This is a genomic window from uncultured Serinicoccus sp. (assembly GCF_947487915.1).
Taxonomy (GTDB): domain Bacteria; phylum Actinomycetota; class Actinomycetes; order Actinomycetales; family Dermatophilaceae; genus Ornithinicoccus.
On record NZ_CANKYH010000004.1, the window covers coordinates 246,540 to 270,752 of the forward strand.

General features: G+C 73.5%; 21 protein-coding genes. 11 read left to right on the forward strand and 10 right to left on the reverse strand.

What is annotated here, in order from left to right:
• Positions 1 to 39: 39 nt before the first annotated feature.
• On the forward strand, positions 40 to 1,284 hold the full coding sequence (locus Q0795_RS06530) for an MFS transporter (protein WP_298888083.1): 1,245 nt from the start codon (positions 40 to 42) through the stop codon (positions 1,282 to 1,284).
• Here Q0795_RS06530 and Q0795_RS06535 read toward each other — a convergent pair.
• From Q0795_RS06535 to aceB, 6 genes are read right to left on the reverse strand one after another with little or no spacing between them, the layout of a single operon-like run.
• On the reverse strand, positions 1,269 to 1,775 hold the full coding sequence (locus Q0795_RS06535; RefSeq protein ID WP_298888294.1) for a type II toxin-antitoxin system PemK/MazF family toxin: 507 nt from the start codon (positions 1,773 to 1,775) through the stop codon (positions 1,269 to 1,271). The genes Q0795_RS06530 and Q0795_RS06535 overlap by 16 nt on opposite strands.
• 2 nt (positions 1,776 to 1,777) lie before the next feature.
• A complete protein-coding gene (locus Q0795_RS06540) occupies positions 1,778 to 2,527 on the reverse strand; it encodes an IclR family transcriptional regulator (protein WP_298888086.1) in 750 nt (249 codons plus the stop codon).
• Entirely contained in the window at positions 2,524 to 3,939 is a 1,416-nt protein-coding gene (locus tag Q0795_RS06545; RefSeq protein ID WP_298888087.1) for a heterodisulfide reductase-related iron-sulfur binding cluster, read from the reverse strand. The genes Q0795_RS06540 and Q0795_RS06545 overlap by 4 nt, the downstream gene beginning before the upstream one ends.
• Entirely contained in the window at positions 3,939 to 5,246 is a 1,308-nt protein-coding gene (locus Q0795_RS06550) for an FAD-binding oxidoreductase (protein ID WP_298888088.1), read from the reverse strand. Before Q0795_RS06550 ends, Q0795_RS06545 begins: the two co-directional genes overlap by 1 nt.
• A complete protein-coding gene (locus tag Q0795_RS06555; protein WP_298888090.1) occupies positions 5,246 to 6,721 on the reverse strand; it encodes an FAD-linked oxidase C-terminal domain-containing protein in 1,476 nt (491 codons plus the stop codon). Before Q0795_RS06555 ends, Q0795_RS06550 begins: the two co-directional genes overlap by 1 nt.
• Before the next feature lie 55 nt (positions 6,722 to 6,776).
• Positions 6,777 to 8,393: a malate synthase A gene (gene aceB, locus Q0795_RS06560; protein WP_298888092.1), complete on the reverse strand. Its 1,617-nt coding sequence runs from the start codon at positions 8,391 to 8,393 to the stop codon at positions 6,777 to 6,779.
• 167 nt (positions 8,394 to 8,560) lie between these two features.
• Between aceB and Q0795_RS06565 the strand changes: the two genes are divergently transcribed.
• From Q0795_RS06565 to trmB, 5 genes are all read left to right on the forward strand, one after another.
• A complete protein-coding gene (locus Q0795_RS06565) occupies positions 8,561 to 8,989 on the forward strand; it encodes a GNAT family N-acetyltransferase (protein WP_139721779.1) in 429 nt (142 codons plus the stop codon).
• 57 nt (positions 8,990 to 9,046) lie between these two features.
• Positions 9,047 to 10,570, forward strand: coding sequence for a molybdopterin-dependent oxidoreductase (locus tag Q0795_RS06570; protein ID WP_298888098.1), 1,524 nt, complete (start codon positions 9,047 to 9,049; stop codon positions 10,568 to 10,570).
• A gap of 31 nt (positions 10,571 to 10,601) precedes the next feature.
• The gene (locus tag Q0795_RS06575) at positions 10,602 to 11,339 is read left to right on the forward strand and encodes a fasciclin domain-containing protein (RefSeq protein ID WP_298888100.1); all 738 of its coding nucleotides are present in this window, start codon (positions 10,602 to 10,604) and stop codon (positions 11,337 to 11,339) included.
• A 189-nt stretch (positions 11,340 to 11,528) separates the two neighbouring features.
• On the forward strand, positions 11,529 to 13,442 hold the full coding sequence (gene lepA / locus Q0795_RS06580; RefSeq protein ID WP_298888296.1) for a translation elongation factor 4: 1,914 nt from the start codon (positions 11,529 to 11,531) through the stop codon (positions 13,440 to 13,442).
• Positions 13,439 to 14,158, forward strand: coding sequence for a tRNA (guanosine(46)-N7)-methyltransferase TrmB (gene trmB / locus Q0795_RS06585; protein ID WP_298888102.1), 720 nt, complete (start codon positions 13,439 to 13,441; stop codon positions 14,156 to 14,158). Before lepA ends, trmB begins: the two co-directional genes overlap by 4 nt.
• A 6-nt stretch (positions 14,159 to 14,164) precedes the next feature.
• Here the strand turns inward: trmB and ppk2 are convergent, their stop codons facing one another.
• A complete protein-coding gene (gene ppk2, locus Q0795_RS06590) occupies positions 14,165 to 15,055 on the reverse strand; it encodes a polyphosphate kinase 2 (protein ID WP_058892413.1) in 891 nt (296 codons plus the stop codon).
• Between the two features lie 83 nt (positions 15,056 to 15,138).
• Between ppk2 and hemW the strand changes: the two genes are divergently transcribed.
• Positions 15,139 to 16,356, forward strand: coding sequence for a radical SAM family heme chaperone HemW (hemW, locus tag Q0795_RS06595; protein WP_298888107.1), 1,218 nt, complete (start codon positions 15,139 to 15,141; stop codon positions 16,354 to 16,356).
• A 422-nt stretch (positions 16,357 to 16,778) separates the two neighbouring features.
• Here the strand turns inward: hemW and Q0795_RS06600 are convergent, their stop codons facing one another.
• The 3 genes from Q0795_RS06600 to fumC all read right to left on the reverse strand — a co-directional run bounded on the left by Q0795_RS06600 (position 16,779) and on the right by fumC (position 19,735).
• Positions 16,779 to 17,294, reverse strand: a complete 516-nt coding sequence (locus Q0795_RS06600) for a DUF4870 domain-containing protein (protein WP_298888109.1) — start codon at positions 17,292 to 17,294, stop codon at positions 16,779 to 16,781.
• Positions 17,295 to 17,299: 5 nt separating this feature from the next.
• Positions 17,300 to 18,187 (reverse strand): DUF3097 domain-containing protein, encoded by an 888-nt coding sequence (locus Q0795_RS06605; RefSeq protein WP_298888111.1) that lies wholly within the window; start codon positions 18,185 to 18,187, stop codon positions 17,300 to 17,302.
• Positions 18,188 to 18,331: 144 nt separating this feature from the next.
• Complete coding sequence (gene fumC / locus Q0795_RS06610) at positions 18,332 to 19,735, reverse strand: class II fumarate hydratase (RefSeq protein ID WP_298888112.1); 1,404 nt, start codon at positions 19,733 to 19,735, stop codon at positions 18,332 to 18,334.
• Between the two features lie 93 nt (positions 19,736 to 19,828).
• On the opposite strand from fumC, the gene hrcA reads away from it, so the two are divergent.
• The 4 genes from hrcA to Q0795_RS06630 all read left to right on the forward strand — a co-directional run bounded on the left by hrcA (position 19,829) and on the right by Q0795_RS06630 (position 24,202).
• The gene (gene hrcA / locus Q0795_RS06615; RefSeq protein WP_298888114.1) at positions 19,829 to 20,848 is read left to right on the forward strand and encodes a heat-inducible transcriptional repressor HrcA; all 1,020 of its coding nucleotides are present in this window, start codon (positions 19,829 to 19,831) and stop codon (positions 20,846 to 20,848) included.
• A gap of 94 nt (positions 20,849 to 20,942) precedes the next feature.
• Positions 20,943 to 22,067, forward strand: coding sequence for a molecular chaperone DnaJ (gene dnaJ, locus Q0795_RS06620; protein WP_298888116.1), 1,125 nt, complete (start codon positions 20,943 to 20,945; stop codon positions 22,065 to 22,067).
• Between the two features lie 3 nt (positions 22,068 to 22,070).
• On the forward strand, positions 22,071 to 22,808 hold the full coding sequence (locus Q0795_RS06625; RefSeq protein WP_298888118.1) for a 16S rRNA (uracil(1498)-N(3))-methyltransferase: 738 nt from the start codon (positions 22,071 to 22,073) through the stop codon (positions 22,806 to 22,808).
• Positions 22,805 to 24,202, forward strand: coding sequence for an MFS transporter (locus Q0795_RS06630; RefSeq protein ID WP_298888120.1), 1,398 nt, complete (start codon positions 22,805 to 22,807; stop codon positions 24,200 to 24,202). The genes Q0795_RS06625 and Q0795_RS06630 overlap by 4 nt, the downstream gene beginning before the upstream one ends.
• Positions 24,203 to 24,213 lie beyond the last annotated feature (11 nt).

The following is a 24,213-nucleotide window of genomic DNA, read 5'->3' on the forward strand; positions in this document are numbered from 1 at the left end:
AGGTGCCCGGCCCTTCTCGTTGCCGCAGGGAGGTATGCCGTGTCCAGGCCCGGTGGTGCAGGGACGGCAGACCCGGGGTTCCGGCTGCGGGACGTCGCGCTGCCCGCCTTCGCGCCCACCGTCGTCAACGCCGTCGGGCTGGGCGCTATCACCCCCGTGCTGGCCCTGCTCGCGCGCGACCTGGGGGCCAGCGTCGGCCAGGCCGCCTTCGTCGTGGCCCTGCTCGGGGTGGGCAGCCTGCTGGGGGCCCTGCCCGCGGGGGCGCTCGTCGCCCGGATCGGGGAGCGGCGGGCCATGGTGCTCGCCGGCGTGGCCGACGCGCTGGCCCTCGTCGTCGTCGCCCTGGCGCCCTCGCTGGCGGTGCTCGGCGCGGGGGTCGTCGCCAGCGGGATGACCTGGGCGGTGTTCCTGCTGGCCCGCCAGGGCTTCCTCATCGTCGTCGCACCCGTGCACCTGCGGGCCCGGGCGATGTCGACGCTCGGTGGGTCGCACCGCATCGGCGGGTTCCTCGGCCCGGTCCTCGGCGGCGTGCTGCTGGCCGCGACGGGAGAGCTGCGCTCGGTCTTCTGGCTGGCGGCCGCGATGGCCCTGCTCTCCGCCGTCGTCGTGCAGCTGGCGCCGGACCTGACGGCCCGGCACGAGCGCGCCGCCCGGGCGGGCGGCGCCCGCCCCACCCGCGTGCTGGCCGTGCTGCGGCACCACTGGCGCACCCTCGCCTCGGTCGGCAGCGCGGTGGTGGTCATCTCCGGGGCGCGGTCCCTGCGGATGGTCCTGCTGCCGCTGTGGGCCGACCACGTCGGGATCTCCGCCGCGACGACCTCCCTCGTCTTCGGGGCCGCGGCCCTGCTGGAGATCTGCCTCTTCTACCCCGCGGGATGGGCCATGGACCGGGCCGGCCGCACCGTCGTGGCCGTGCCCGTAGTCGCGCTGATCGGGCTGGGGGTGGTGCTGCTGCCGCTCGCCGGCGCCGTCACCGGGTTCACCCTGCTGGCGCTGCTCATGGCGGTCGGCAACGGCCTCGGGTCCGGGATCGTCATGACGCTGGGGGCCGACACGGCGCCGGAGGAGGGCCGTGCGCAGTACCTCGGTGGCTACCGGCTCGCGGGGGACGTCGGCGGGCTCGGCGGCCCGCTGCTCGTGTCCGGGCTCTCGCTCGTGGCCCCGCTCGCCGTCGTCTGCGTCGTCGTGGGGTCCCTCTGCCTGCTCGGTACCGGCTGGGTGGCGCACCGGGTCAGCCGCATCGACCGCCGACGCCGGGCCCGCGTGGCTCAGAGCGCAGGGTAGTGCCGACGCACCTGCGCCACGACGCGGTCGAAGATCTCCCGGTCCAGCTGGGCCCCCGTGCGGCGCACCGCCCCGGGCTCCAGCCGCAGCAGCCGGTCGACCCGGGCCTCGCTGGGGCGCCGCCGGTGGTCCCAGCCACCGCTGCCGACGTCGACCCAGTGCCGTCCTGCCCTCGCCTCCTGCGCGGCGTCGCGGTCGTGGTCCTGGCTGGTCAGCTGCAGGGCCAGCAGCACGGGACCCTCCCGCCCGATGACCAGCACCGGCCGGTCCTTGCCCTGGCTCGCGTCCTCCTCGTAGGGCACCCACGCCCACACCACCTCGCCCGGGTCCGCCCGGTCGTCCGCGACGGGGGCGTAACCCAGCCGTGCGCCGGCACCCTGGCCAGGCGCCTGGCCAGGCCGGGGACCGGTCGCCTCACGCGGCTGCCGCTGCGTCGTCGCGCGCTGCGCCGTCCGGGCGGCGCGCAGCAGCACCCGGCCCACGTCCCGCATCCTCACGACGCGTCACCCAGACCGGCGGCGATCCGCCGCAGCACGGGGACGACCTCGCGGGCCCGCTCGCGGGTGAGTCGCTCGGTGGGGCCGCTGACCGACAGGGCGACCTCGAGCGCGCCGACGGGCACCGGGACGGCCACGCAGCGCACCCCGAGCTCCTGCTCCTCGTCGTCGAGCGCGAAGCCCTGCTCGCGGACGGCCGCCAGCTCGGTGGTGAGCGACGCCACGGTGGTGAGGGTATGCCGTGTCCTCGCCTCCAGCGGCCGGCTCGCCAGTAGCTCGGACCAGGTCTCGCGGGGCCGCGCGGCGAGCGCGACCTTGCCCACCGCGGTGGAGTGCAGCGGCACCCGGCGGCCGACCTCGGCGAAGATGCGCAGGGTGTGCGGGGAGGGGGACTGCGCGACGTAGACCATGGCGTCCCCCTCCAGGACCGCCAGGTTGGCCGTCTCCCCGGTCTCCAGCACCGCTTCGCGCAGCGCCGGGGCAGCGGCCGTGCCCAGGGCCCGGTAGGACGCGTCGCCCACCCGCAGGGCCGCCGGGCCCACGGCATACCGCCGGTCGGCGTCCTGGCGGACCCAACCGCGCGCCGCCAGCCCGGACACGAGACGGTGCGTCGTGCCGGGCGCCAGGCCCACCTCGCGGGCGATCTCGGTGACGCCGAGAGGGGAGGTGCCCGCGAGCAGCTCGACGATGTCGAGGGCGCGGTCGACGGACTGCACGCCGCGAGGTCGTTCGTGCTCGCGGCTCATCGGTCCGTGCCCTCCCCGCGCGGGTCCGACGACGGGCCGGGCAGCGGGACCCCGCGGATGGACGCGTCCAGCACCACCGCGGTATGGACGAAGGGCACCGGGTGCCCGGCGCGTTCGAGCGCCCGGCTGATCTGCATCAGGCACCCGGGGTTGGCGGTGACGACGAGCCCGGCCCCGGTGCGCAGGATGCTCGCGGCCTTGCGGTCGCCGAGCTCGGTCGCCGGCTCGGGCTGGAGGATGTTGTAGACGCCCGCGGACCCGCAGCAGATCTCCCCGTCCGGGATCTCGACCAGTTCCACCCCCGGTATGCCGCCGAGCAGCTCGCGCGGGGCGTCCACCACGCCCTGGGCGTGTCGCAGGTGGCAGGCGTCGTGGTAGGCGAGGGTGACGGGCGTGGAGGTCACCGGGTGCCGCGGAGCGACCGGGCCCAGCTCGACGAGGAGCTCGGTGAGGTCGCGCACCCGCTCGGCGAAGGCCCGGGCGCGAACGGCGTAGTCCGGGTCGTCGGCGAGCAGGTGGGCGTACTCCTTCATGGTGGACCCGCATCCGGCGGAGTTGACGACGACGACGTCGACGCCGGCCTCCTCGAAGGTGTCGACGAGGCGCCGCGCGAAGGACCGCCCCTCCTCCTCGCGACCGGTGTGCACCGAGAGCGCACCGCAGCAGCCCTGGGCCGCGGGGGCGACCACCTCGCACCCCTCCGCGGTGAGCACCCGGACGGTCGCGGCGTTGACCTCGCCGAAGAACTCGCGCTGCACGCACCCGGTCAGCATCCCCACCACCGCGCGGCGGGGTCCCTGCGCCGGGGTGCGGGGCGGCACGGTCACCCTGGGGCCCAGCGGCGGGGCCAAGGACTGCATGACGTCCAGCCCAGGGCTGACCCGGCCCACCAGCCCGGTCCGACGCAGCAGCCCGAGGACACCCGAGCGCTGTGCGGCGCGCAACGGCCCCCGCAGCAGCCGCAGCCGGGCGGGGTGCGGGAACAGGGCGAAGATGAGCGCTCGCAGGGCCCGGTCGCGACGGGGCCGCGTGACCCGGCGCTCGACCTGGGCCCGGGTCTGCTCCAGGAGGCGGTCGTAGCGCACGCCCGAGGGGCAGCTCGTCACGCACGCCATGCAGCCGAGGCAGGCGTCGAGGTGCCCGACCGTCGCGGCGGTCAGGGGAGCGCCCTCGGTGGCGGACCGGATCAGGTCGATGCGGCCCCGGGGGCTGTCCATCTCCTCGCCCCAGAGCTGGTAGGTGGGGCAGGTGGTCAGGCAGAAGCCGCAGTGCACGCAGTCGTCCAGCAGGTCCGGGTCGGGCGGCCGCAGCGCGTCGAAGGCCGGGTCGGCCACGACGGGCGAGGCGGTCCCGCGGACCCGAGGCATCCCGAGCAGCGTGCGCCGGGAGCGGGGTCCGGGCTCGGCAGTCATCACAGTCCTCCCACGAAGCGTCCGGGGGCCAGGGTGCGACCGGGGTCGAACTGCGCCTTCACCCGGCGCATGAGCTCCAGCCCGGGCACCGGCCCCCAGGTGCCGGCCGGGTCGAGGGCGGACTTCACCGTGGGTGGGGCGTCGAGGACGACTGTGGACCCACCCAGACCCGTCGTGACCGCCCGCACCGACGTCACCGTCTCCAGCACCGTGGCGACCGGGGTCGGCTCGGGCAGGGTGGCGCGCAGCACGCCCACCCCGGCGGACCCGGACACGGTGAGCCCGTGGTCGTTCGCGACCTGCACCAGCTCGGGTATGCCGCTGAGCCGCGCGGTGACCGCGAGCAGGGTGGGCCGCAGCGCCACCTCCTGCGCCGTGGACCAGGGCCGCCCGGCGTCCGGCACCACGTGCCGGACCTCCTCCGGTGTCGTGTGCTCGGGGTCGACGACGGCGACGGCGTCACCGGCGAGACCGGGGGCGGCGAGCTCGAGGGCGAGCAGGTCGGCCCGGCGCTGCGTGCTCCCGGGGCCGCCGCCCAGACCGACGGAGACCAGCGCGTGCCCGCCGGGTTCGGCGTGGACCTCGAGGGTGTGCGGCGCCAGCTGGCTGGCGACCAGGTGCGCCAGCACCGGCGCGAGCCGCTCGTGGGGGACGCGGGCCAGCACCTGCCGGACCTGCGGCGGCTCGGGGTGGAGCCGCACGGTGACCTCGGTGATGACCGCCAGGGTGCCCAGAGAGCCGGTGACGAGCTTGCCGAGGTCGTAGCCCGCGACGTTCTTGACGACCTTGCCGCCGGCCTTCGCGACCGTGCCGTCGGCCAGCACGAGACGCACCCCGATGACGAGGTCGCGCAGCGGCCCTGCCCGCAGCCGCCGCGGCCCGGAGAGGTTGGTCGCCACCGCCCCGCCGAGGGTCGAGCCGGCCGCCTCCGTCCCACGCCCGACCGCGAGGTCGTCGACCACCAGCTCGTGCCGGGCTCCGGAGAGCAGGTGGCGCAGCCGGGAGAGCGGCATACCGGCCCCGGCCGTCGCGACCAGGTCGCCGCGGGAGTGCTCGACGAGCTGCGCCATGGCGCCCGTCTCGAGGACGACGTCGACCCGCTCCGGTGGCCGCCCCCACTCCAGCTTGCTGCCGTGGCCGCGGACCACCACCGCGAGGCCCTGGGCCGAGCAGGTCCGCAGGAGCGCGGAGGTCTCCTGCGCGGACGTCGGCCGCGCCACCACCCGGGCGGGGACGCCGTCGACGTCGTCGCACCCCGTCGCGGGGCGCACCGCGCACGCCGCGTCCAGCAGGCGCTCCAGCGTCATCAGAAGACCTCGGCCCCGTCGACGCCCGGCTCGTCCGCGGCGTGCACGACCCGTGGGCGCTCGCCGCACATCCGCGGCGTGGGGTAGATCTTGCCCGGGTTGGCCAGGCCGTCCGGGTCGAAGGCGCACCGGAGCAGCTGCATGGTGTCGAGGTCGGCCGGCCCGAACATACGCGGCATGTACCTCGCCTTGTCGGCACCCACCCCGTGCTCACCGGTGATGGATCCGCCGTGGGCGATGCACAGGTCGAGGATCATCCCGGACACCTCCTCGGCGCGACCGGTCGCCCCCTCCTCGTCGGCGTCGAAGAGCACGAGGGGGTGCAGGTTTCCGTCGCCGGCGTGGAAGACGTTGGCCACGCGGACCCCGCGGTCGGCGCTGATCCTGCCCATCTCCCGGAGCACCTCCGGGAGGGCGGTCCGGGGCACCACCCCGTCCTGGACGATGTAGTCCGGTGAGATCCGCCCCACCGCGGCGAACGCGGACTTGCGGCCGCGCCAGATCTCGGCGCGCTCGGCGGCGTCGGTCGCCGTCCGGAACTCCACGGCCCGCTGCTCGCGGCAGATCCGGCGTACCTGCTCGAGCTCGCCCTCCACCTCCAGGGCCGGCCCGTCCAGCTCCACGACGAGCACCGCGCCGGCCCCCTCGGGGTAGCCGCACGACACCGCCGCCTCCGCGGCCTCGATGGCGAGGGCGTCCATGATCTCCATCGCGGCGGGCACGATCCCCGCGGCGATGATCGCGCTGGTCGCCGCTCCCGCCTCGTCGGTGCTGGCGAAACCGGCCAGGCAGGTGCGGACGTCCTCGGGCAGCCGGGTCAGTCGGAGGGTGGCGCGGGTCGCGACGCCGAGTGTTCCTTCGCTGCCGACGAAGGCGCCGAGCAGGTCGTAGCCCGGGGGGTCCGGGGCCTCGGTGCCGAGGGTGACCTGCTCGCCGTCGGGGGTGACCACCTCGAGGGAGAGCACGTGCCCGGCGGTGAAGCCGTACTTCAGGCAGTGCGCCCCGCCGGAGTTCTCGGCGACGTTGCCGCCGACGGAGCAGATCTGCTGGCTGCTGGGATCAGGGGCGAAGTAGTATCCCTGGGGGTTCGCGGCCCTGCTCACGGCGAGGTTGACGACGCCGGGGTCCACCACGGCGCGCTGGTCCTGCGGGCGCACCTCGTGCAGCGTGCGCAGCCGGCTGGTGACGACCAGGACGCCGTCGGCGTGGGGGAGAGCGCCCCCCGACAGTCCGGTGCCGGAGCCCCGGGCGACGAAGGGGACGTGGTGGCGCGCGCAGGAGCGGACGACCTGTGCGACGTGGTCCGCGCTCTCCACCAGGACCACCAGCGCGGGTCGGACGCGGTAGGCCGCCAGCCCGTCGCAGGCATACGTCTCGCGCTCGGCGGGGTCGGTGACCAGGACATGGTCGGGCAGCACGCCACGCAGGTCCTGCAGGAGCGCGCGGATCCCCGTCTGTGCGTCCGTCTGCGTCATCGCCTGCCTCCTCGGTGCACCCTCGGCCCAGCGTAGGTCACCGTCGCCGGTCGGCTCAGGGCATCGTGTCGTAGGCCGGGACGGTGAGGAAGTCGACGAAGTCGTCGGCGACGGCCACCTGGAGGAAGAGGTCGGTGGCCGCGCGGTCCTGCGACCCCTGGCCGGGCAGGTCGGCGAGCACCTCGTCCGTGAGCCGGCGGACGAGCTCGCGCGTCACCGTCTGGCCGGTGTCATTCAGCGTGACCCCCTGGTGGAGCCACTGCCAGACCTGGCTGCGGCTGATCTCGGCGGTCGCGGCGTCCTCCATGAGGTGGTGGATGCCGACCGCGCCTCGGCCGGTCAACCAGGCGGAGAGGTACCGGATGCCGACCTCGATGTTGGCGCGCAACCCTCGCTCGGTGATCTCACCGGGGGTGGCGGCGACGGCCAGCAGATCGGCAGGACGGACCTGGACGTCCTCCCGGGTGCGGTCCAGCTGGTGCGGCCGGTCGCCCAGGACGCGGTCGAAGACGTCCCGGCAGGTGGGCACCATGCCGGGGTGCGCCACCCAGGATCCGTCGAACCCGTCGTCGGCCTCGCGCTGCTTGTCGGCGGTCACCTTCTCGAAGGCCGCGGCGTTGACCTCCTCGTCCTGGGACGGGATGAAGGCCGCCATCCCCCCGATGGCGTGCGCGCCGCGCCGGTGGCAGGTCCTCACCAGCAGCTCGGTGTAGGCGCGCATGAAGGGCGCCGTCATCGTCACGGCCGCCCGGTCGGGGAGCACGAAGTCCGCACCGCGGGTGCGGTAGGTCTTGATGACGCTGAAGAGGTAGTCCCAGCGGCCGGCGTTGAGCCCGGCGGAGTGCTCGCGCAGCTCCCAGAGGATCTCCTCCATCTGGAAGGCCGCCGGGAAGGTCTCGATGAGGCAGGTGGCGCGGATCGTGCCACGGGGGAGGCCCAGGGCGTCCTGCGCCAGGACGAAGGCGTCGTTCCACAGCCGGGCCTCGAGGTGGTGCTCCATCTTGGGCAGGTAGAGGTAGGGGCCCTTGCCGGCGTCGAGCTGGGCGCGCGCGCTCGCGCACATGAAGAGCGCGAAGTCCACCAGACCACCGGCCACCCGCTGCCCGTCGACGGTGACGTGCTTCTCGTCCAGATGCCAGCCCCGCGGCCGCATGACGATGGTCGGCAGGCGGCCCTGGTCGGTGGTGGTCAGGGCGTACTCCTTGCCCTCGGGGGAGGTGAAGGAGATGGTGCCCAGGATGGCGTCGCGCAGGTTGATCTGCCCTTCGACGACGTTCTCCCACGACGGGGTGTTCGCGTCCTCCTGGTCGGCCAGCCACACCCGGGCACCGGAGTTCATCGCGTTGATGGTCATCTTGCGGTCGGTCGGCCCGGTCATCTCGACCCGTCGGTCCTCCAGCCCCGGCGCCGGGGCCGCGACCCGCCAGGTGGGGTCGGCGCGCACGTGCTCGGTCTCGGGCAGGAGGTCGAGGTCCTCCCCGGCGGCGACCCGCGCGACGACCTCCGCGCGGGCGGCCAACCGCTGCTGACGACGCGGCTCCAGCTCCCGGTGCAGGGAGGCGATCAGATCGAGCGCCGGCCGGCTGAGGATCTGCTCGTAGCCGGGGCGGACGGCCCCGGTGACCTCGACGCCGTCGGGCAGGTCCAGGGCGGGGGTGGGTGGGGTCGTCATCGGCGCCTCCGTCTGTTCCGCAGTGTGGAATGATTAGTTCACTGGATGAAATGATGATAGTCGCACCGGCCGGTTCCGTCCACCTCCTGGACTCTCCTACGACCTCCGGTGGCGGGCCCGTGGCGCGAGCGATGGCGGGGTCCCGCAGGGCTGGCTAGGCTGGCGGCGTGGCCGGCCACGAGATTCTCATCAGCGCTGATGACCGCCCGGGTCGCGAGGAGCTGCTCGGGCTCTACGACGCCGTGGGCTGGTCCTCCTACACGACCGACCCCGAGACCCTCGAGGCCGCGGTCGCCGGGTCGACCCGGGTCGTCACGGCCCGCTACGGCGAGGACCTGCTCGGCCTCGCGCGGGTCATCTCCGACGGGGCGACCATCGCCTACCTGCAGGACGTCCTCGTCCGCCCCGAGCTGCAGCGGGAGGGGGTGGGGCGCGCCCTCGTGGTCGCGGCCCTGGAGCCTTTCGCGCGGTGCCGGCAGAAGGTCCTGCTCACCGAGGACGAACCGGGGCAGCGTGCCTTCTACGAGTCGCTCGGATGGACCGAGATCCGGGACCACGAGGACGGGCGACTGCGCGCCTTCGTCCAGCTGCGGTGACCGTGGTGTGACCTAGATCACGCCATCCGAGACCGGGGTCCGAGCCGAACCCTGGGCATGACGACGACGACCCCTTCGCGAGGCCAGCGCGCGGCCGGAGCTGGCTCCGGGCTGCTCGCCGGGGGCGCAGGGGTGCTCGCCGGGGAGGGGCTGGCGCAGGTCCTGGACGTCACCGGACCGGTGGTCGCCGTGGGGAACCGCGCGGTCGACCTCACCCCCCGCCCGCTCAAGGAGTGGGCCATCAGCACTTTCGGCCAGGCCGACAAGGCCGTCCTGCTGGGCGGGGTGCTGGTGACGCTGGTCGTGCTGCTCCTCGCGCTCGGGTGGATCGGCGTGCGGCGCCGCCTGACCGCTCTCGTCGGCGTCGCCCTGCTGGTCTCGCTGGCGGCGGTGGCGATGGTGCTCGACCCGGCGCAGGGCGGAGGCACCCCGGCCGTCGCGGCGTCCGTTGCGGGGATGCTGCTGGTCGGGGTGGGGGGATTCGCCTGGCTGCTCTCGTCCCTGCCGGCGCAGGCCGGGCACGGGTCGGGACTGGACCGCCGCCGATTCCTGGTCGCCACCTCCAGCGTCGCAGCACTCGGAGCGGCAGGCGGCGCCACCCGCACCCTCGCAGGAGCGTCGGGCACCGACGGGGTCGACCTTCCGGCCCCCGCCCTGGCCGCCGAACCGGTGCCCGACGGGGTCAGCTTCGACGTCGACGGGCTCACGCCCCACGTCACGCCCACTCCGGACTTCTACCGGGTGGACACCGCCCTGCAGGTGCCCGCGGTGGACGCCGGGTCCCACGTGCTGCGGATCACCGGCATGGTCGACCGGCCCCTCGAGCTGACCCTCGCGGACCTGCTCGCCCGAGACCTCGTGGAGCGTCGGATCACCCTCACCTGTGTGAGCAACGAGGTCGGTGGCGACCTGCTCGGCACCGCCACCTGGCTCGGCATCCCGGTGCGCGAGCTGCTCGCAGAGGCAGGGGCGCAGGACGGTGCCGACGCCGTGCGCTCGGTCAGCGTCGACGGCTACACGGCCGGGACCCCCCTCGAGGTGCTCACCGACGAACGCGAGGCGCTCCTCGCCGTCGGGATGAACGGAGGCCCGCTGCCGGCCGAGCACGGCCACCCCCTGCGCATGGTCACCCCCGGGCTGTACGGCTACGTGTCGGCCACCAAGTGGCTGACCGAGCTCGAGGTCACCCGGTTCGCGGACTTCACCGCCTACTGGACCGACCGCGGGTATGCCGCGAAGGCCCCGATCAAGCTCTCCTCCCGCATCGACGTGCCGGGTTCGTTCGCCCAGCTCGAGGCCGGCGACGTGACCGTGGCCGGTGTCGCCTGGGCGCAGACCGTCGGCATCGAGCGCGTGCAGGTGCGCGCCGACGAGGGGGAGTGGCAGGACGCCGAGCTCGGCGTCGAGGACTCCGACCAGACCTGGCGCGCCTGGCGCTGGACGTGGTCGGCCGAGCCGGGCTCGCACCGGCTCGAGGTCCGCGCGACCGACCGCGCGGGCCAGACCCAGACCTCCCGGCGGGAGCCCATCGCTCCTGACGGGTCCACCGGGTGGCACAACGTGACGGTCTCCGTCTCCTGAGCCGCCCGACCCCATCAGAAAGGAATGCATGATGCGTATCTCCAAGGGAATCCTGGCCGTCTCGATGGCCTCCGCGCTCGCCCTGTCCGCCTGCGGCGGCGAGGGCGACGACATGGCCGCCGAGGGCGGCAGCTCGGCCGAGCAGTCGACCGAGGACACGGCCTCCGAGGACATGGCCTCCGAGGACATGGAGTCCGAGGACATGGAGTCCGAGGACATGGCCGACGACGAGATGGAGACCGAGGAGGACATGGCCGGCGGCGAGATGGACCCCGCCGCCAACCTCGTGGGCCCGGGCTGCGCCGACTACGCGGAGCAGGTGCCGGACGGTGACGGCTCGGTCGAGGGCATGGCCCAGGACCCGGTCGCCGTGGCCGCGGGCAACAACCCGCTGCTCACCCAGCTGACCGCCGCCGTCTCCGGCGGGGTGAACCCGGACGTCGACCTCGTCGACACCCTCAACGGCGACGAGTTCACCGTCTTCGCGCCGGTCGACGAGGCCTTCGAGGCCATCGACCAGGAGACCATGTCCACGCTGCAGGAGGACTCCGAGCTGCTGAGCTCGATCCTCACCTACCACGTCGTGCCCGGCCAGATGACCCCGGACGAGGTCGTGGGCGAGCAGACCACGGTCCAGGGCGAGACCCTGGAGGTCACCGGCTCCGGTGACGAGCTCATGGTCAACGACGCCTCGGTGATCTGCGGTGGCGTCCAGACCGCCAACGCCACCGTCTACCTGATCGACGGCGTGCTGATGCCGCAGGGCTGACCTGCGGAGCGCCCTCCGGCCCGAGACACCGGAGGGCCGATCTCACGGACCTGCTCGCGCCCCACCTTCCGGGGGACGCGGGCAGGTCCGTGATCGCGTGGCCGGCGTGCCGTCGCCGCGCGGCTGACGTGGGACACTGGCCTTCAGTCCGCCGTCCGCCCACCCTGCCCCCTCTGCGAGGTGCCTGCCCTGTCTCCGCTCGCCCGACCCGCCTCGGTGCCCCAGCCGGCCTCGACCCCGCCCGGGGTCATCCGCAACTTCTGCATCATCGCCCACATCGACCACGGGAAGTCGACGCTGGCCGACCGGATGCTGCAGGTCACCGGGGTCGTCGGGGAACGCCAGATGCGCGCGCAGTACCTCGACCGCATGGACATCGAGCGCGAGCGTGGCATCACCATCAAGAGCCAGGCCGTCCGGATGCCGTGGACCGCGCCGGAGGGAGCTCAGAGCAGTTCCGGGGGGGCTGCGGGGGGCGGAGCCCCCCGCACGTACATCCTCAACATGATCGACACGCCGGGACACGTGGACTTCACCTACGAGGTGAGCCGCAGCCTGGCCGCCTGCGAGGGGGCGGTGCTGCTCGTCGACGCCGCGCAGGGCATCGAGGCGCAGACCCTGGCCAACCTCTACCTGGCGATGGAGAACGACCTCACCATCATCCCGGTGCTCAACAAGATCGACCTGCCCTCGGCCCAGCCGGAGAAGTACGCCGAGGAGATCGCCGGCCTGATCGGGTGCGACCCCACGGACGTGCTGCGGGTCTCGGGCAAGACGGGGGAGGGCGTTCCTGAGCTGCTGGACCGGATCGTGGCCGAGATCCCGGCGCCGGTGGGGGACGCGGACGCCCCGGCCCGGGCGATGATCTTCGACTCCGTCTACGACACCTACCGCGGCGTGGTCACCTACGTGCGGGTCGTCGACGGCTCGCTCTCCCCACGTGAGCGCATCGCCATGATGTCCACCAAGGCCACCCACGAGCTCCTGGAGATCGGGGCGATCAGCCCGGAGCCGGCGCCGACCCAGGGTCTCGGGGTGGGCGAGGTGGGCTACCTCATCACCGGCGTCAAGGACGTGCGCCAGTCCAAGGTCGGCGACACCGTCACCGGGGAACGGCGGCAGGCCACCCAGCCCCTCGGCGGCTACCACGACCCCAGGCCGATGGTCTTCTCCGGGCTCTTCCCCATCGACGGCTCGGACTACCCGATCCTGCGCGACGCGCTGGACAAGCTCAAGCTCAACGACGCGGCCCTGGTCTACGAGCCGGAGACGTCGGGGGCGCTCGGGTTCGGCTTCCGGGTGGGCTTCCTCGGGATGCTGCACCTGGAGATCGTCCGCGAGCGGCTGGAGCGGGAGTTCAACCTCGACCTCATCTCCACGCTCCCCAACGTGTCCTACGATGTCCGCCTCGACGACGGCTCGGAGCTCGAGGTGACCAACCCCAGCGAGTTCCCGGCCGGCAAGATCGCCTCGATCACCGAGCCCGTGGTCCGCGGCACGATCCTGGCCCCCAGCGAGTTCATCGGCGCCATCATGGAGCTGTGCCAGAGCCGCCGGGGCACGCTGCTGGGCATGGACTACCTCTCCCCGGAGCGGGTCGAGCTGCGCTACACCCTCCCTCTGGCCGAGATCGTCTTCGACTTCTTCGACGCGCTGAAGTCCCGCACGCGCGGGTACGCCTCGCTGGACTACGAACCCTCCGGCGACCAGGAGGCCGACCTCGTCAAGGTCGACATCCTGCTGCAGGGCGACACCGTCGACGCGTTCAGCGCGATCGTGCACCGGGACAAGGCCTACGCGTACGGCGTGCAGATGGCGGGCAAGCTCAAGGAGCTCATCCCGCGGCAGCAGTTCGAGGTGCCGGTGCAGGCGGCCATCGGCTCGCGCGTCATCGCCCGGGAGACCATCCGCGCCATCCGCAAGGACGTGCTCGCCAAGTGCTACGGCGGCGACATCAGCCGCAAGCGCAAGCTGCTCGAGAAGCAGAAGGAGGGCAAGAAGCGGATGAAGATGGTCGGATCGGTGGAAGTCCCGCAGGAGGCCTTCATCGCCGCGCTCTCCCAGGACGGGAGCGGTGCCGAGATCGCGAAGTCCAAGAAGTGAGCGAGCCGGACGCGCTTCGTCACCCCGCCCGCACGCGCTCGTTCACCCGTCGCGGCGGACGCATGCTCAAGCAGTCGCACCAGGACGCCTGGGAGCGGTATGCCGAGGCGCTGGTCCTCGACGTCCCCCGCCCGCGGGGCGCCGACGGCTCGACGGGGGTGGACCCGGCATACCGGATCGATCCCGGGCAGGTGTTCGGGCGCAGCGCCCCGCTGGTCGTCGAGATCGGCTCCGGCTCCGGGGACGCGCTGGTGCACGCCGCGACGCGACGACCGGACTGGGACTTCCTGGCCCTGGAGGTGTGGCGCCCGGGCATCGGGCACGCGATGGCCAAGATGGGCGGGCCGCTGCCCAACGTCCGGTTCCTCGAGGCGGACGCCGCCCTGGCCCTGCAGAGCCTGCTGCCGCCTGGCAGCGCCCACGAGGTGTGGACCTTCTTCCCCGACCCGTGGCCCAAGCAGCGGCACCACAAGCGCCGCCTGGTCTCCTCGGACTTCGCTGCCACGGTGGCCGCCCTGGTGCCCTCCGGGGGGCTGTGGCGGCTGGCCACCGACTGGGGCGCCTACGCGCGCCACATGCGTCAGGTCCTGGACGCGCATCCGGCCTGGGAGCTCGCCTCCACCGGGAGGGCGCCGCTGCGGCCGGTGACGCGCTTCGAGCGGCGCGGCACCGAGGCGGGGCGGGAGATCGTGGACCTGGCCTACCGCCGGGCCTGAGCCACCTCAGTCGCCGGCGCTGTCCTTCGCCCGCTTCACGAGCCGGGGGTCGGGGCGCAGCACCACGTCGTGGTCCTTGCCCTCGTACTCGAACTGCGACAGGAAGTGGCGCATCGCGTTGATGCGGGCCCGCTTCTTGTCGTTGCTCTTGATCGTCACCCAGGGCGCCCAGTCCGAGTCGGTGCGCCGGAACATCTCCTCCTTGGCCGCCGTGTAGTCCTCCCACCGGTCCAGGCTCTCCAGGTCCATGGGGGAGAGCTTCCACTGCCGCACCGGGTCCAGCTGGCGGATGGCGAATCGGGTGCGCTGCTCGGTCTGGGTCACCGAGAACCAGAACTTCGTGATCGACACCCCGGCGTCGACGAGCATCTGCTCGAACAGCGGCGCCTGGATCATGAACCGGTCGTACTCCGCCTGGGAGCAGAAGCCCATGACCCGCTCCACCCCGGCGCGGTTGTACCAGGAGCGGTCGAAGAGCACCAGCTCCCCGGAGGTCGGCAGGTGCTGGATGTAGCGCTGGAAGTACCACTGCCCGGCCTCGACCTCGGTGGGCTTGTTGAGGGCCACGACGCGGGCGCCGCGCGGGTTGAGGTGCTCGGTGAAGCGCTTGATGGCGCCACCCTTGCCGGCGGCGTCGCGCCCCTCGAAGACGAGGACGTGCCGGCTGCCGTTGTCCTTGGCCCAGTACTGGAACTTCAGCAGCTCCACCTGGAGCAGCCACTTCTCGACCTCGTAGTAGTCACGGGTCATCCGCTCGCTGTAGGGGTAGTCCTCGCGCCAGGTGTCGACGGCACTGCCGTCGGGCGTGATGAGATCAGGGTCGGAGCCCTGGTCGTCCCGGACGGTGTAGCCCTGGTCGCGCAGACTGTCGATGTATTCACGAAGCCGCTGCTGCACACCGCCGACCCTAGCGCGCCGAGGAGCGGGGAGGAGGTCGGACCGGCCGTGCCCGCGGGTCCGACGGGGTGGGAGACTGGGGTATGCCCTCGAGCTTCCCCCCGGGCGACCCCGCGCCCCCGGACGGCTCGCTCCCGGCGTCCGCGCTGCAGGGTATGCCGCAGCGCCCCTTCTCGGTCTACCTGCACGTCCCCTTCTGCCGGGTCCGGTGCGGCTACTGCGACTTCAACACCTACACCCTGCCCGAGCTGGACGACGCCGCGGCCCCGCAGGGCTACCTCGCCTCCGCCCACGCCGAGATCGAGCTGGCGGGCGAGGTGCTGCGCCAGGCCGACCCGCCGCCGGTCTCGACGGTCTTCGTCGGCGGCGGCACCCCGACGCTGCTGCCCGCGACGGACCTGGGCTCGCTCGTCGCCGCGGTGCGGGGGCGCTGGGGGCTGGCGGAGGACGCCGAGGTGACCACGGAGGCCAACCCCGACACCATCACCCCGGCCGTCGCGGAGCAGCTCGCGGGGGCGGGCTTCACCCGGGTCAGCGTGGGGATGCAGTCCTCGGTGCCGCACGTGCTGCGCACCCTCGACCGCACCCACGACCCGGCGGGCGTGGCGGGCGCGGTGGAGGCCCTGCGGGACGCGGGCCTGCAGGTGAGCCTGGACCTCATCTACGGCACGCCGGGGGAGAGTCTCGCGGACTGGAGGGCCAGCCTGGAGGCCGTGGTGGCGCTGCGCCCGGACCACGTCTCGGCCTACGCGCTGGTGGTGGAGCCGGGGACGCGGCTGCACGGCCAGGTCCGCCGTGGCGAGGTGCCGGCCCCCGAGGACGACGACGAGGCGGACAAGTACGAGCTGGCCGAGGAGCTGCTCGGGGGCGCGGGCTACGGCTGGTACGAGATCTCGAACTGGGCGCGGAGTCCGGGGCGCCGGTGCCGGCACAACCTCGCCTATTGGCAGGGCGCCGACTGGTGGGGGGTGGGGCCCGGGGCGCACAGCCACGTCGGTGGCGTGCGGTGGTGGAACGTCAAGCACCCGCGCGCCTACGCCGACCGGCTCGGGAGCGGGCAGAGCCCGGCGCACGCGCGAGAGGTCCTCGGCCCGGGGGAGCGCCACGACGAGCGGGTCCTGCTCGGCGTCCGGCTCGCGGACGGGTTGCCGGTCGAGGATCTGCGCCCGGCCGGTCGACGAGCGGTGGCGGGTCTGGTCGCCGACGGGCTGCTCGAGGGTCGGGCCGCGGTCCGCGGCCGCGCCGTGCTCACGCTCCGTGGCCGCCTGCTGGCCGACACCGTCGTGCACCGGCTGGTCTGACCTCCCCGCCGCTCGCCCCTGGTTCACCGACACGCCACACCGCGTCCGCCGACGTGTCGGGCGGGCGAGCCAGAATGACGACAGACCCTGCGGGGTATGAGCCTGCAGGGCCTGAGGCCCGGACGACGAGATGTGGCCCGGTGGGCGAAGTATGAGTTCGCCCACCGGGCCACGACCCGGGGTGATGTCACCGGGCGGTGCGCAAGGTGCCAGAGGCTCAGCTGCGCAACACCGCAGCTCCGTCCCTGCGGACAGTGCGAATCCTCGGCCAGTCTCGCGACCCGCGCTCCCCGTGGGGAGTGCGTAGAGACATGTCTACGCCCCTGCCGCCGACCCCGCAAGAGGTCGGCGACGAAATCTCCCGGGACCCGGCGTGTCGACCGGGGACACGCCGGGCCGCGTGACGCGTGGGGGCGCTGGGGTCAGCTGAGCAGGCGCAGCTGGAACGGGTACTCGTAGACGCGGCCGTCCGCGGCGCGCACCGCACCCTTGATGTGGCACCAGAGCTGGACGACGAAGATGGCGATCCAGGCCGGGATGGCCCAGATGAAGCCGATGCCCAGGGTGAAGATCACCGTGATCCACAGCACGATGCTGACGATGCCCAGGCTGAGGTTGAAGTTGAAGGCGCCGGCCGATGCCGTGCGCACGGCCGAGGACCGGTCCTTGTAGAACAGCCAGATCAGCAGCGGGCCGAGGAAGGGCAGCCACCCGGCGCTGAACACCATGGCGATCGGCCCGGACAGGTGGGCCAGGAGCATCATGGTGCGCTCGTCGCCCTGCGGCGCACCCGAGGGAGCCCCGGGCCCGGGCGGTGTCGACGAGGGCTGGCCGTAGGCGGGCTGGGGTCCGGAGGCGGGCGGGGGGCCGGACGGCCCCCCGGCGCGCTGCGGGTCCTGCCAGGGCTGGTCGCCGGGGGACTGCGGTGTCTGGGTCATGCTGCTCACTCCTCGTGAGGTGGTGGAACGGTGACGAAGTCGATCAGTTCTTCGACGCTGGCGAGCAGCGTAGGTTCCAGGTCGCTGTAGGACCGCACCGTCGAGAGTATCCGCTTCCAGCCCAGGGCCACGTCGGTCTGCGACCGGTGCGGCCAGCCGAGCTCGGCCAGGACCCCGTGCTTCCAGGAGCGTCCCCGCTCGATGACCGGCCAGGCCTCCCTGCCGAGGCGGGAGGGCTTGACCGACTGCCAGACGTCCACGTAGGGGTGGCCGAGGATGCGGACCCACGGGCTGACCCGCTCCGCCTGCTGCACGATCCGGGTCTCCTTGGTGCCGGGCACCAGGTGGTCGACGAGGACACCGAGGCGCCGGTCCCGGGTCGGCGCGAACTCGCGGATGAGGGAGGCGAGGTCGTCGACGCCGTCCAGCATCTCCACCACGACGCCCTCGACCCGCAGGTCGTCGCCCCAGACCTTCTCGACGAGCTCGGCGTCGTGCCGACCCTCGACCCAGATGCGGGAGCCGCTGGCCACCCGGGCCGGGCTGCCCTCCACCCGCACCGACCCGCTGGCCGTGCGGGCCGCGGCCTGCCGGGCCTGGGCGAGCCGGGCCCTGGACTCCTGGTCCTCCGGCCGGGTGAGCACGACGGGTCGTCCGTCGACGAGGAAGCCCGGACCGAGCGGGAAGCCCTTGCGGCGGCCGCGCCGGTCCTCCAGGTGCACCACCTGCATCCCCCCGGCGCGCTCGACGCCGACCACCGCGCCGCACCACCCGGTGTCGACGTCCTCCACCACCAGGCCGCGCTCGGCGGCCACCTGCTGGGCCCGGCCGTGCCGTGGGGCGCGCCAGTCCGTGGCGAGGACGTCTGAGCCGTAGCCGTAGCGGTCGTTCACAACGGACGACGGTAACGCCTGTGGCTCAGGAGGCGCGCGAGGCGCGCCACCCATCCCACCGAGCGTCGCGGATGGTTGCTCTCGCCCGGTCAGCCAACCATTCGCGACGCCCGGTGGAAGGAGGTCACGCCCGGTGGAAGGAGGTCACGCCCCGCGGGGGTGGGTCATGTCCAGCGGCACGACCCAGGCGTCGAACTCCTCGGCGGTGAGGTGGCCGCTCTCCAGCGCCGCCTCGCGCAGCGTCTGCCCGGACTGGTGTGCCGCCTTGGCGATCGCCGCGGCCTTGTCGTAGCCGATGTGCGGGTTCAGCGCGGTCACCTGCATGAGGTTGCTGGCCAGGTTGGCCTCGATGCGCTCGGTGTTCGGCTCGATGCCCCGGGCGCACCCCACGTCGAAGGCGAGGCAGGCGTCGCTGATCAGCCGGATGCTCTCCAGCACCGCGTGGACCATGACCGGCTTGAAGACGTTGAGCTGGAAGTTGCCCTGGCTGCCGGCGAACCCCACGGTCGCGTCGTTGCCGAAGACGCGGGTCGCGACCATGGTCATGGCCTCGGACTGGGTGGGGTTGACCTTGCCCGGCATGATCGAGCTCCCCGGCTCGTTCTCCGGGATGAGCAGCTCGCCGATCCCGTTGCGCGGACCGGAGGCGAGCCAGCGCACGTCGTTGGCCATCTTCATCAGAGCCCCGGCCAGCGTGCGCAGGGACGCCGAGGTCTGCACCAGGGCGTCGTGCGCCGAGAGCGCGGCGAACTTGTCGTCCGCGCTGCGCAGCTCGAGCCCGGCCTCCTCGCCCATCCTGCGCGCGGCCAGCGCGCCGAACTCCGGATGGGCGTTGAGCCCGGTGCCGACGGCCGTGCCGCCGATCGCCAGCTCGTGCAGCCCCTCCGCCGCGTGGCGCACCTCGCCGAGGGCGTAGTCGAGCTGGGCCACCCAGCCGCCGATCTCCTGGCCCAGCGTGATCGGGGTGGCGTCCTGCAGGTGGGTGCGACCGACCTTGACGACGTCGGCGTAGTCGGCCGACTTCGTGGCGAGGGTGTCGCGCAGCTGGCCCACCGCCCCCTCGAGGCGGTCGCGCAGCTCGAGGAGCACCGCGATGTGCATGGCGGTGGGGAAGGTGTCGTTGCTGCTCTGGCCCCGGTTGACGTGGTCGTTGGGGTGCACCGGCGTCTTGCTCCCCAGCTCCCCGCCGGCCAGCTCGATGGCGCGGTTGGAGATGACCTCGTTGGAGTTCATGTTGCTCTGGGTGCCGGACCCGGTCTGGAAGACGACGAGCGGGAAGTGCTCGTCGAGGTCGCCGGAGATGACCTCGTCGGCCGCCCGGACGATGAGGTCGGCGACGTCCTGCGGCAGCTCGCCGAGCTCGGCGTTGGCCTGCGCGGCGCCCTTCTTGAGGATCCCGAGGGCGGTGATGATCGGGCGCCCCCACACGAAGGTGTCCTGACCGATGGGGAAGTTGTGGATGCTGCGCTGCGTCTGCGCGCCCCAGTAGCGGTCGGAGGGGACCTCCACCTGGCCCATGCTGTCGGTCTCGGTGCGCGGCTGGCTCATGGCGCTCATGGTATGCGGTGCGCCAGGCTCGCGTAGACTGGCACTCCATACCTCTGAGTGCCAGCAGACGACCACGAGGAAGGAGGAGCCGCCGTGAGCGAGGACCGTCGCCTGGAGGTCCTGCGCGCCATCGTGCAGGACTACGTCCGGACCTCCGAGCCGGTAGGGTCCAAGTCCCTGCTGGAACGGCACCGGCTCGGCGTGTCCGCCGCGACCGTGCGCAACGACATGGCCGCGCTGGAGGACGAAGGGCTCATCACCGCCCCCCACACGAGCGCGGGGCGCATCCCCACCGATGCCGGCTACCGGTTGTTCGTCGACCGGCTGCAGCAGATCAAGCCGATGAGCCGGGCGGAGCGCGCCGCGATCGCGCGCTTCCTCGACGGTGCGCTGGACCTGGACGACGTGGTCTCCCGGACCACCCGGCTGCTGTCCAGCCTGACCCACCAGGTCGCGGTCATGCAGTACCCGAGCCTCTCGCGCTCCACCCTGCGCCACGTCGAGCTGGTGCCGGTCGGGGGCACGCGCCTCATGATCGTCCTCATCACCAGCACCGGACGTGTCGAGCAGCGGGTCGTCGACGTGGGCCGTGACCTCACCCTGGAGCCCGACGTCGTGCCCACGCTGCGCACCCTCGTCAACGAGCTCGCCGTCGGCGAGCTGCTCGCCCGCATCCCCGCCCGGCTCGCCGCGGTGGAGGAGCGGGTGGCCCCGACGGACCGCCCGTTGGCTCAGATCGTCGTCGACACGCTGGCCGAGGCGGCCCAGGAGCGCACCGAGGAGCGCATCGCCATGGCCGGGACGGCCAACCTGGCGCGGGTGGGCAGCGACTTCCCCACCTCGTTGTCCCAGGTGCTCGAGGCCCTGGAGGAGCACGTCGTGCTGCTGCGCCTCATGGGCAGCATGGCCTCCCTCGACGACGGGGAGACCGTCGCCGTCGCGATCGGCACCGAGAACCCCTACGAGCCGCTGCGCACCACCTCGGTCGTGGCCACCACCTACGGCACCGCCGGGGGGCTGGGCGTCGTGGGCCCGACCCGTATGGACTACCCGCAGGCGATGGCCACGGTCCGGGCCGTGGCCCACTACGTCGCCGACATCCTGGACGGGTGAGCCACCTCACGGCATACCCGCGCCCGTCCGACCGTTGCACCATCCGGACCCGCACGAGACCGCATTCGACGAGACCGCAAGGACGTCCCACGCTGTGAACGACTACTACGCCGACCTCGGTGTCGCCCGCGAGGCCACCCCCGAGGAGATCAAGAAGGCCTACCGCAAGAAGGCCCGCCAGCTGCACCCCGACGTCAACCCCGGCGCCGAGGCCGAGGCGGAGTTCAAGCGGGTGAGCCAGGCCTACGACGTGCTCGGTGACGCCGGCAAGCGCGCCTCCTACGACCGGGGCCAGGACCCTTACGGCGGCGCGACCGGTGGCTTCGGCCAGGGCTTCACCTTCAGCGACATCATGGACGCGTTCTTCGGCGGCACCGCGGCCGGCGCGCGCGGACCGCGCTCGCGCACCCAGCGGGGCCACGACGCGCTCATCCGCCTCGACATCGACCTGCCCACCGCGGCCTTCGGGGGTGAGCAGACCCTGCAGATCGACACGGCGGTGGTGTGCAGCACCTGCTCCGGCGCCGGGGCGCAGCCCGGCTCCGGGACCCGCACCTGCGACGTCTGCAGCGGTCGCGGGGAGGTCCAGCAGGTGCAGCGCTCCTTCCTCGGTCAGGTGATGACCTCCCGCCCGTGCCAGGCGTGCCGCGGCTTCGGCAACGTCATCGAGCACCCCTGCTTCGACTGCTCCGGTGAGGGCCGGGTCCGCACCCGCCGCGACCTCACCCTCAAGGTCCCGGGCGGCGTCGACACCGGGACCCGGATCGCGCTCCAGGGCGAGGGCGAGGTGGGTCCCTTCGGCGGTGAGCCGGGCGACCTCTACGTCGAGATCCAGGTGGAGCCGCACGACGTCTTCACCCGGCGCGGCGACGACCTGCACTGCACCCTCGAGGTGCCGATGACTGCGGCCGCGCTGGGGGCCACCCTGCCCGTGGAGACCCTGGACGGCCCGGTCGAGGTCGACCTGCGTCCCGGCACCCAGCCCGGCCAGACGGTGCCGCTCGCCGGCAAGGGCATCAGCCACCTGCGCGGCGAGGGCCGCGGCGACCTGGTGGTCCACCTCGACGTCAAGGTGCCCACGAAGCTCAACGACACCCAGCGCGAGCTGCTGGCGCAGCTGGCCGAGAGCCGCGGCGAGTCGAGCCCGACCGGACGCATGGGTGCGGCCGGCGGGGTGGGCCGGAAGCACAGCCTCTGGGACGCGCTGCGTGGCAGGTAGGCCGTGAGCGACCCGCTCTTCCTGCTGCCCACGGCCTCCCTCGTCGATGACGACATCGTGCTGGACGGTCCCGAGGGGCGGCACGCCGCGACCGTGCAGCGCATCACGGTGGGGGAGAGCGTGGTCGTGTCCGACGGCGCCGGGCAGGGTGCCCGGTGCCGCGTCGTGGCTGCCGGTGGTGACGAGCTGCGCCTCCGGGTGACCGAGCGGCTGGCGGACGACGAGCCGCAGCTGCGGCTCGTGCTGGCCCAGGCGCTCGCCAAGGGGGACCGCGACCTGCAGGCCGTCGAGACGGCGACCGAGCTCGACGTCACCGAGGTCCTCCCGTGGCAGGCCGACCGGAGCATCGTGCGGTGGCGCGGCGAGCGGACCGCCAAGGCCCTGCGTCGGTGGGACCAGACGATCGTCGCCGCCACCAAGCAGTCGCGCCGGCTCCGGCGCCCGCTGCTCGCCGACCCGGTGGGGCGTCGCGGACTGCTGGAGCGCGTCGCCGAGGCGGACCTCGCCCTGGTGCTGCACGAGGAGGCCACCGAGCCGCTGAGCACCCTGCGGCTGCCGGAGGCCGGGGAGGTGCTCGTCGTCGTGGGTCCCGAGGGCGGGATCACGCCGGAGGAGATGTCCGACCTCGTCGCCGCCGGGGGGCGCGCCGTGCGGCTGGGCCGCAGCGTGCTGCGCACCTCCACGGCCGGGCCGGCGGCGCTGGCCGTCCTCGCAGCGGCCGCGTCGCGGGCGTGGCGGTGAGCACCCCCACCCGGGCGGCCGAGGTGCGCGAGGAGCCGCGGTCGGTGTTCTCGCCCGGGGTCCGCAGCGCGTCGGTCGGCGCGACCGTGCTCATCGCGATCTTCGCGCTGGAGTACATCGCGGTCGGCGCGGCCATGCCGACGGTGGCCGCGGCCCTGGACGGCTACCACCTCTACAACATGGCGTTCGGGGCGACCGTCGCCGCCAGCGTGGTGGGGATGATCGTCGGCGGCTGGTGGTCGGACCGCTCCGGCCCGCGACCGGTCGTCCTCTGCGGCGGTGCGGCCTTCGTCGCCGGGCTGCTCGTGGCCGGGCTGGCCACCTCGATGGAGGTCTTCGTCGTCGGGCGTGGGTTGCAGGGCCTCGGCAGCGGGCTGGCCAGCGTGGCGCTCTACGTCGTCATCGCCCAGCGGGTCCCGGACGCGCTCCGCCCCGCGGTCTTCTCCCTGCTGGCCGCGGCCTGGGTGCTGCCGGGGCTGGCCGGGCCCCTGCTCACCGGTCTGGTCGTCGAGCACCTGTCCTGGCGCTGGGTGTTCCTCGGGGTGGCGCCGGGCTTCCTGCTGGCGCTCGGGGTGCTGCGGCCGGCGCTGCGGGCCACCCGTCCCAGCAGCGACGCCGGACACCTCCGGCCGGGCATCATCGGCTGGGCGGTCCTCGCCGCGGTCGGGGTCGGCCTGCTCAACCTCGCCGGCGAGCGGATCCAGCCGTGGGAGTACGCCCTGGGCGCGGTGCTGCTGCTCCTGCTCGCTGTCGCGGCGCACCACCTCCTGCCCCGTGGGGCGCTCGTGCTCGCGCGCGGACTGCCCTCGGTCGTCGGTGTCCGGGCCGCACTGGGCGCCTCCTTCGTCGCCGCCGAGGCCTACCTCCCGCTCATGCTGCGCGATGAGCACGGCTACAGCCCGGCGCAGGCGGGCGGCGTGCTCGCCGCCGCCTCGGTCACCTGGGCCCTCGGGTCGTGGTTCCAGGGCCGGGCCGCTCCCGAGAGCGACCGCTACCGGTTGATGCTGGCCGGCGTCCTCGGGTATGCCGTGATCATGGCGGTCCTGGGGGTCGGGGTCTGGGGGTCCTGGCCCGGGTGGGTCGTCATCGCGCTCTACGGCCTGGCGACCTTCGGGGTCGGCGTCGCCTACCCCAACACCTCCGTCCTCACGCTGCGGCTGTCCAGCGAGCGGGAGGTGGGCCGCAACTCCTCGGCCCTGCAGGTGGGCGAGGCGCTCGCCAGCGCGCTCGCCCTGGCCGCGACCGGGGTGGTCTTCGGCCTCACCTACGGCACCGCCCCGCACGCCGCCTTCGTCGGGACGCTGGTCGTCTCCGTCGCCGTCGGGCTGCTCTCCGTGCTCAGTGCATCGCGGGCGCGGCCTGCACGGACGGCGTCCGTCGGCCCCGGCGTCTAGACTGGAGACCC

Coding starts and splice junctions, on each gene's coding strand:
- hemW (WP_298888107.1), top strand. CDS start 15,139: ATGCCCTCGAGCTTCCCCCCGGGCGACCCCGCGCCCCCGGACGGCTCG.
- Q0795_RS06575 (WP_298888100.1), top strand. CDS start 10,602: ATGCGTATCTCCAAGGGAATCCTGGCCGTCTCGATGGCCTCCGCGCTC.
- Q0795_RS06570 (WP_298888098.1), top strand. CDS start 9,047: ATGACGACGACGACCCCTTCGCGAGGCCAGCGCGCGGCCGGAGCTGGC.
- Q0795_RS06600 (WP_298888109.1), bottom strand. CDS start 17,294: ATGACCCAGACACCGCAGTCCCCCGGCGACCAGCCCTGGCAGGACCCG.
- Q0795_RS06535 (WP_298888294.1), bottom strand. CDS start 1,775: ATGCGGGACGTGGGCCGGGTGCTGCTGCGCGCCGCCCGGACGGCGCAG.
- aceB (WP_298888092.1), bottom strand. CDS start 8,393: ATGACGACCCCACCCACCCCCGCCCTGGACCTGCCCGACGGCGTCGAG.
- Q0795_RS06545 (WP_298888087.1), bottom strand. CDS start 3,939: ATGACTGCCGAGCCCGGACCCCGCTCCCGGCGCACGCTGCTCGGGATG.
- Q0795_RS06550 (WP_298888088.1), bottom strand. CDS start 5,246: ATGACGCTGGAGCGCCTGCTGGACGCGGCGTGCGCGGTGCGCCCCGCG.
- Q0795_RS06555 (WP_298888090.1), bottom strand. CDS start 6,721: ATGACGCAGACGGACGCACAGACGGGGATCCGCGCGCTCCTGCAGGAC.
- fumC (WP_298888112.1), bottom strand. CDS start 19,735: ATGAGCCAGCCGCGCACCGAGACCGACAGCATGGGCCAGGTGGAGGTC.
- Q0795_RS06540 (WP_298888086.1), bottom strand. CDS start 2,527: ATGAGCCGCGAGCACGAACGACCTCGCGGCGTGCAGTCCGTCGACCGC.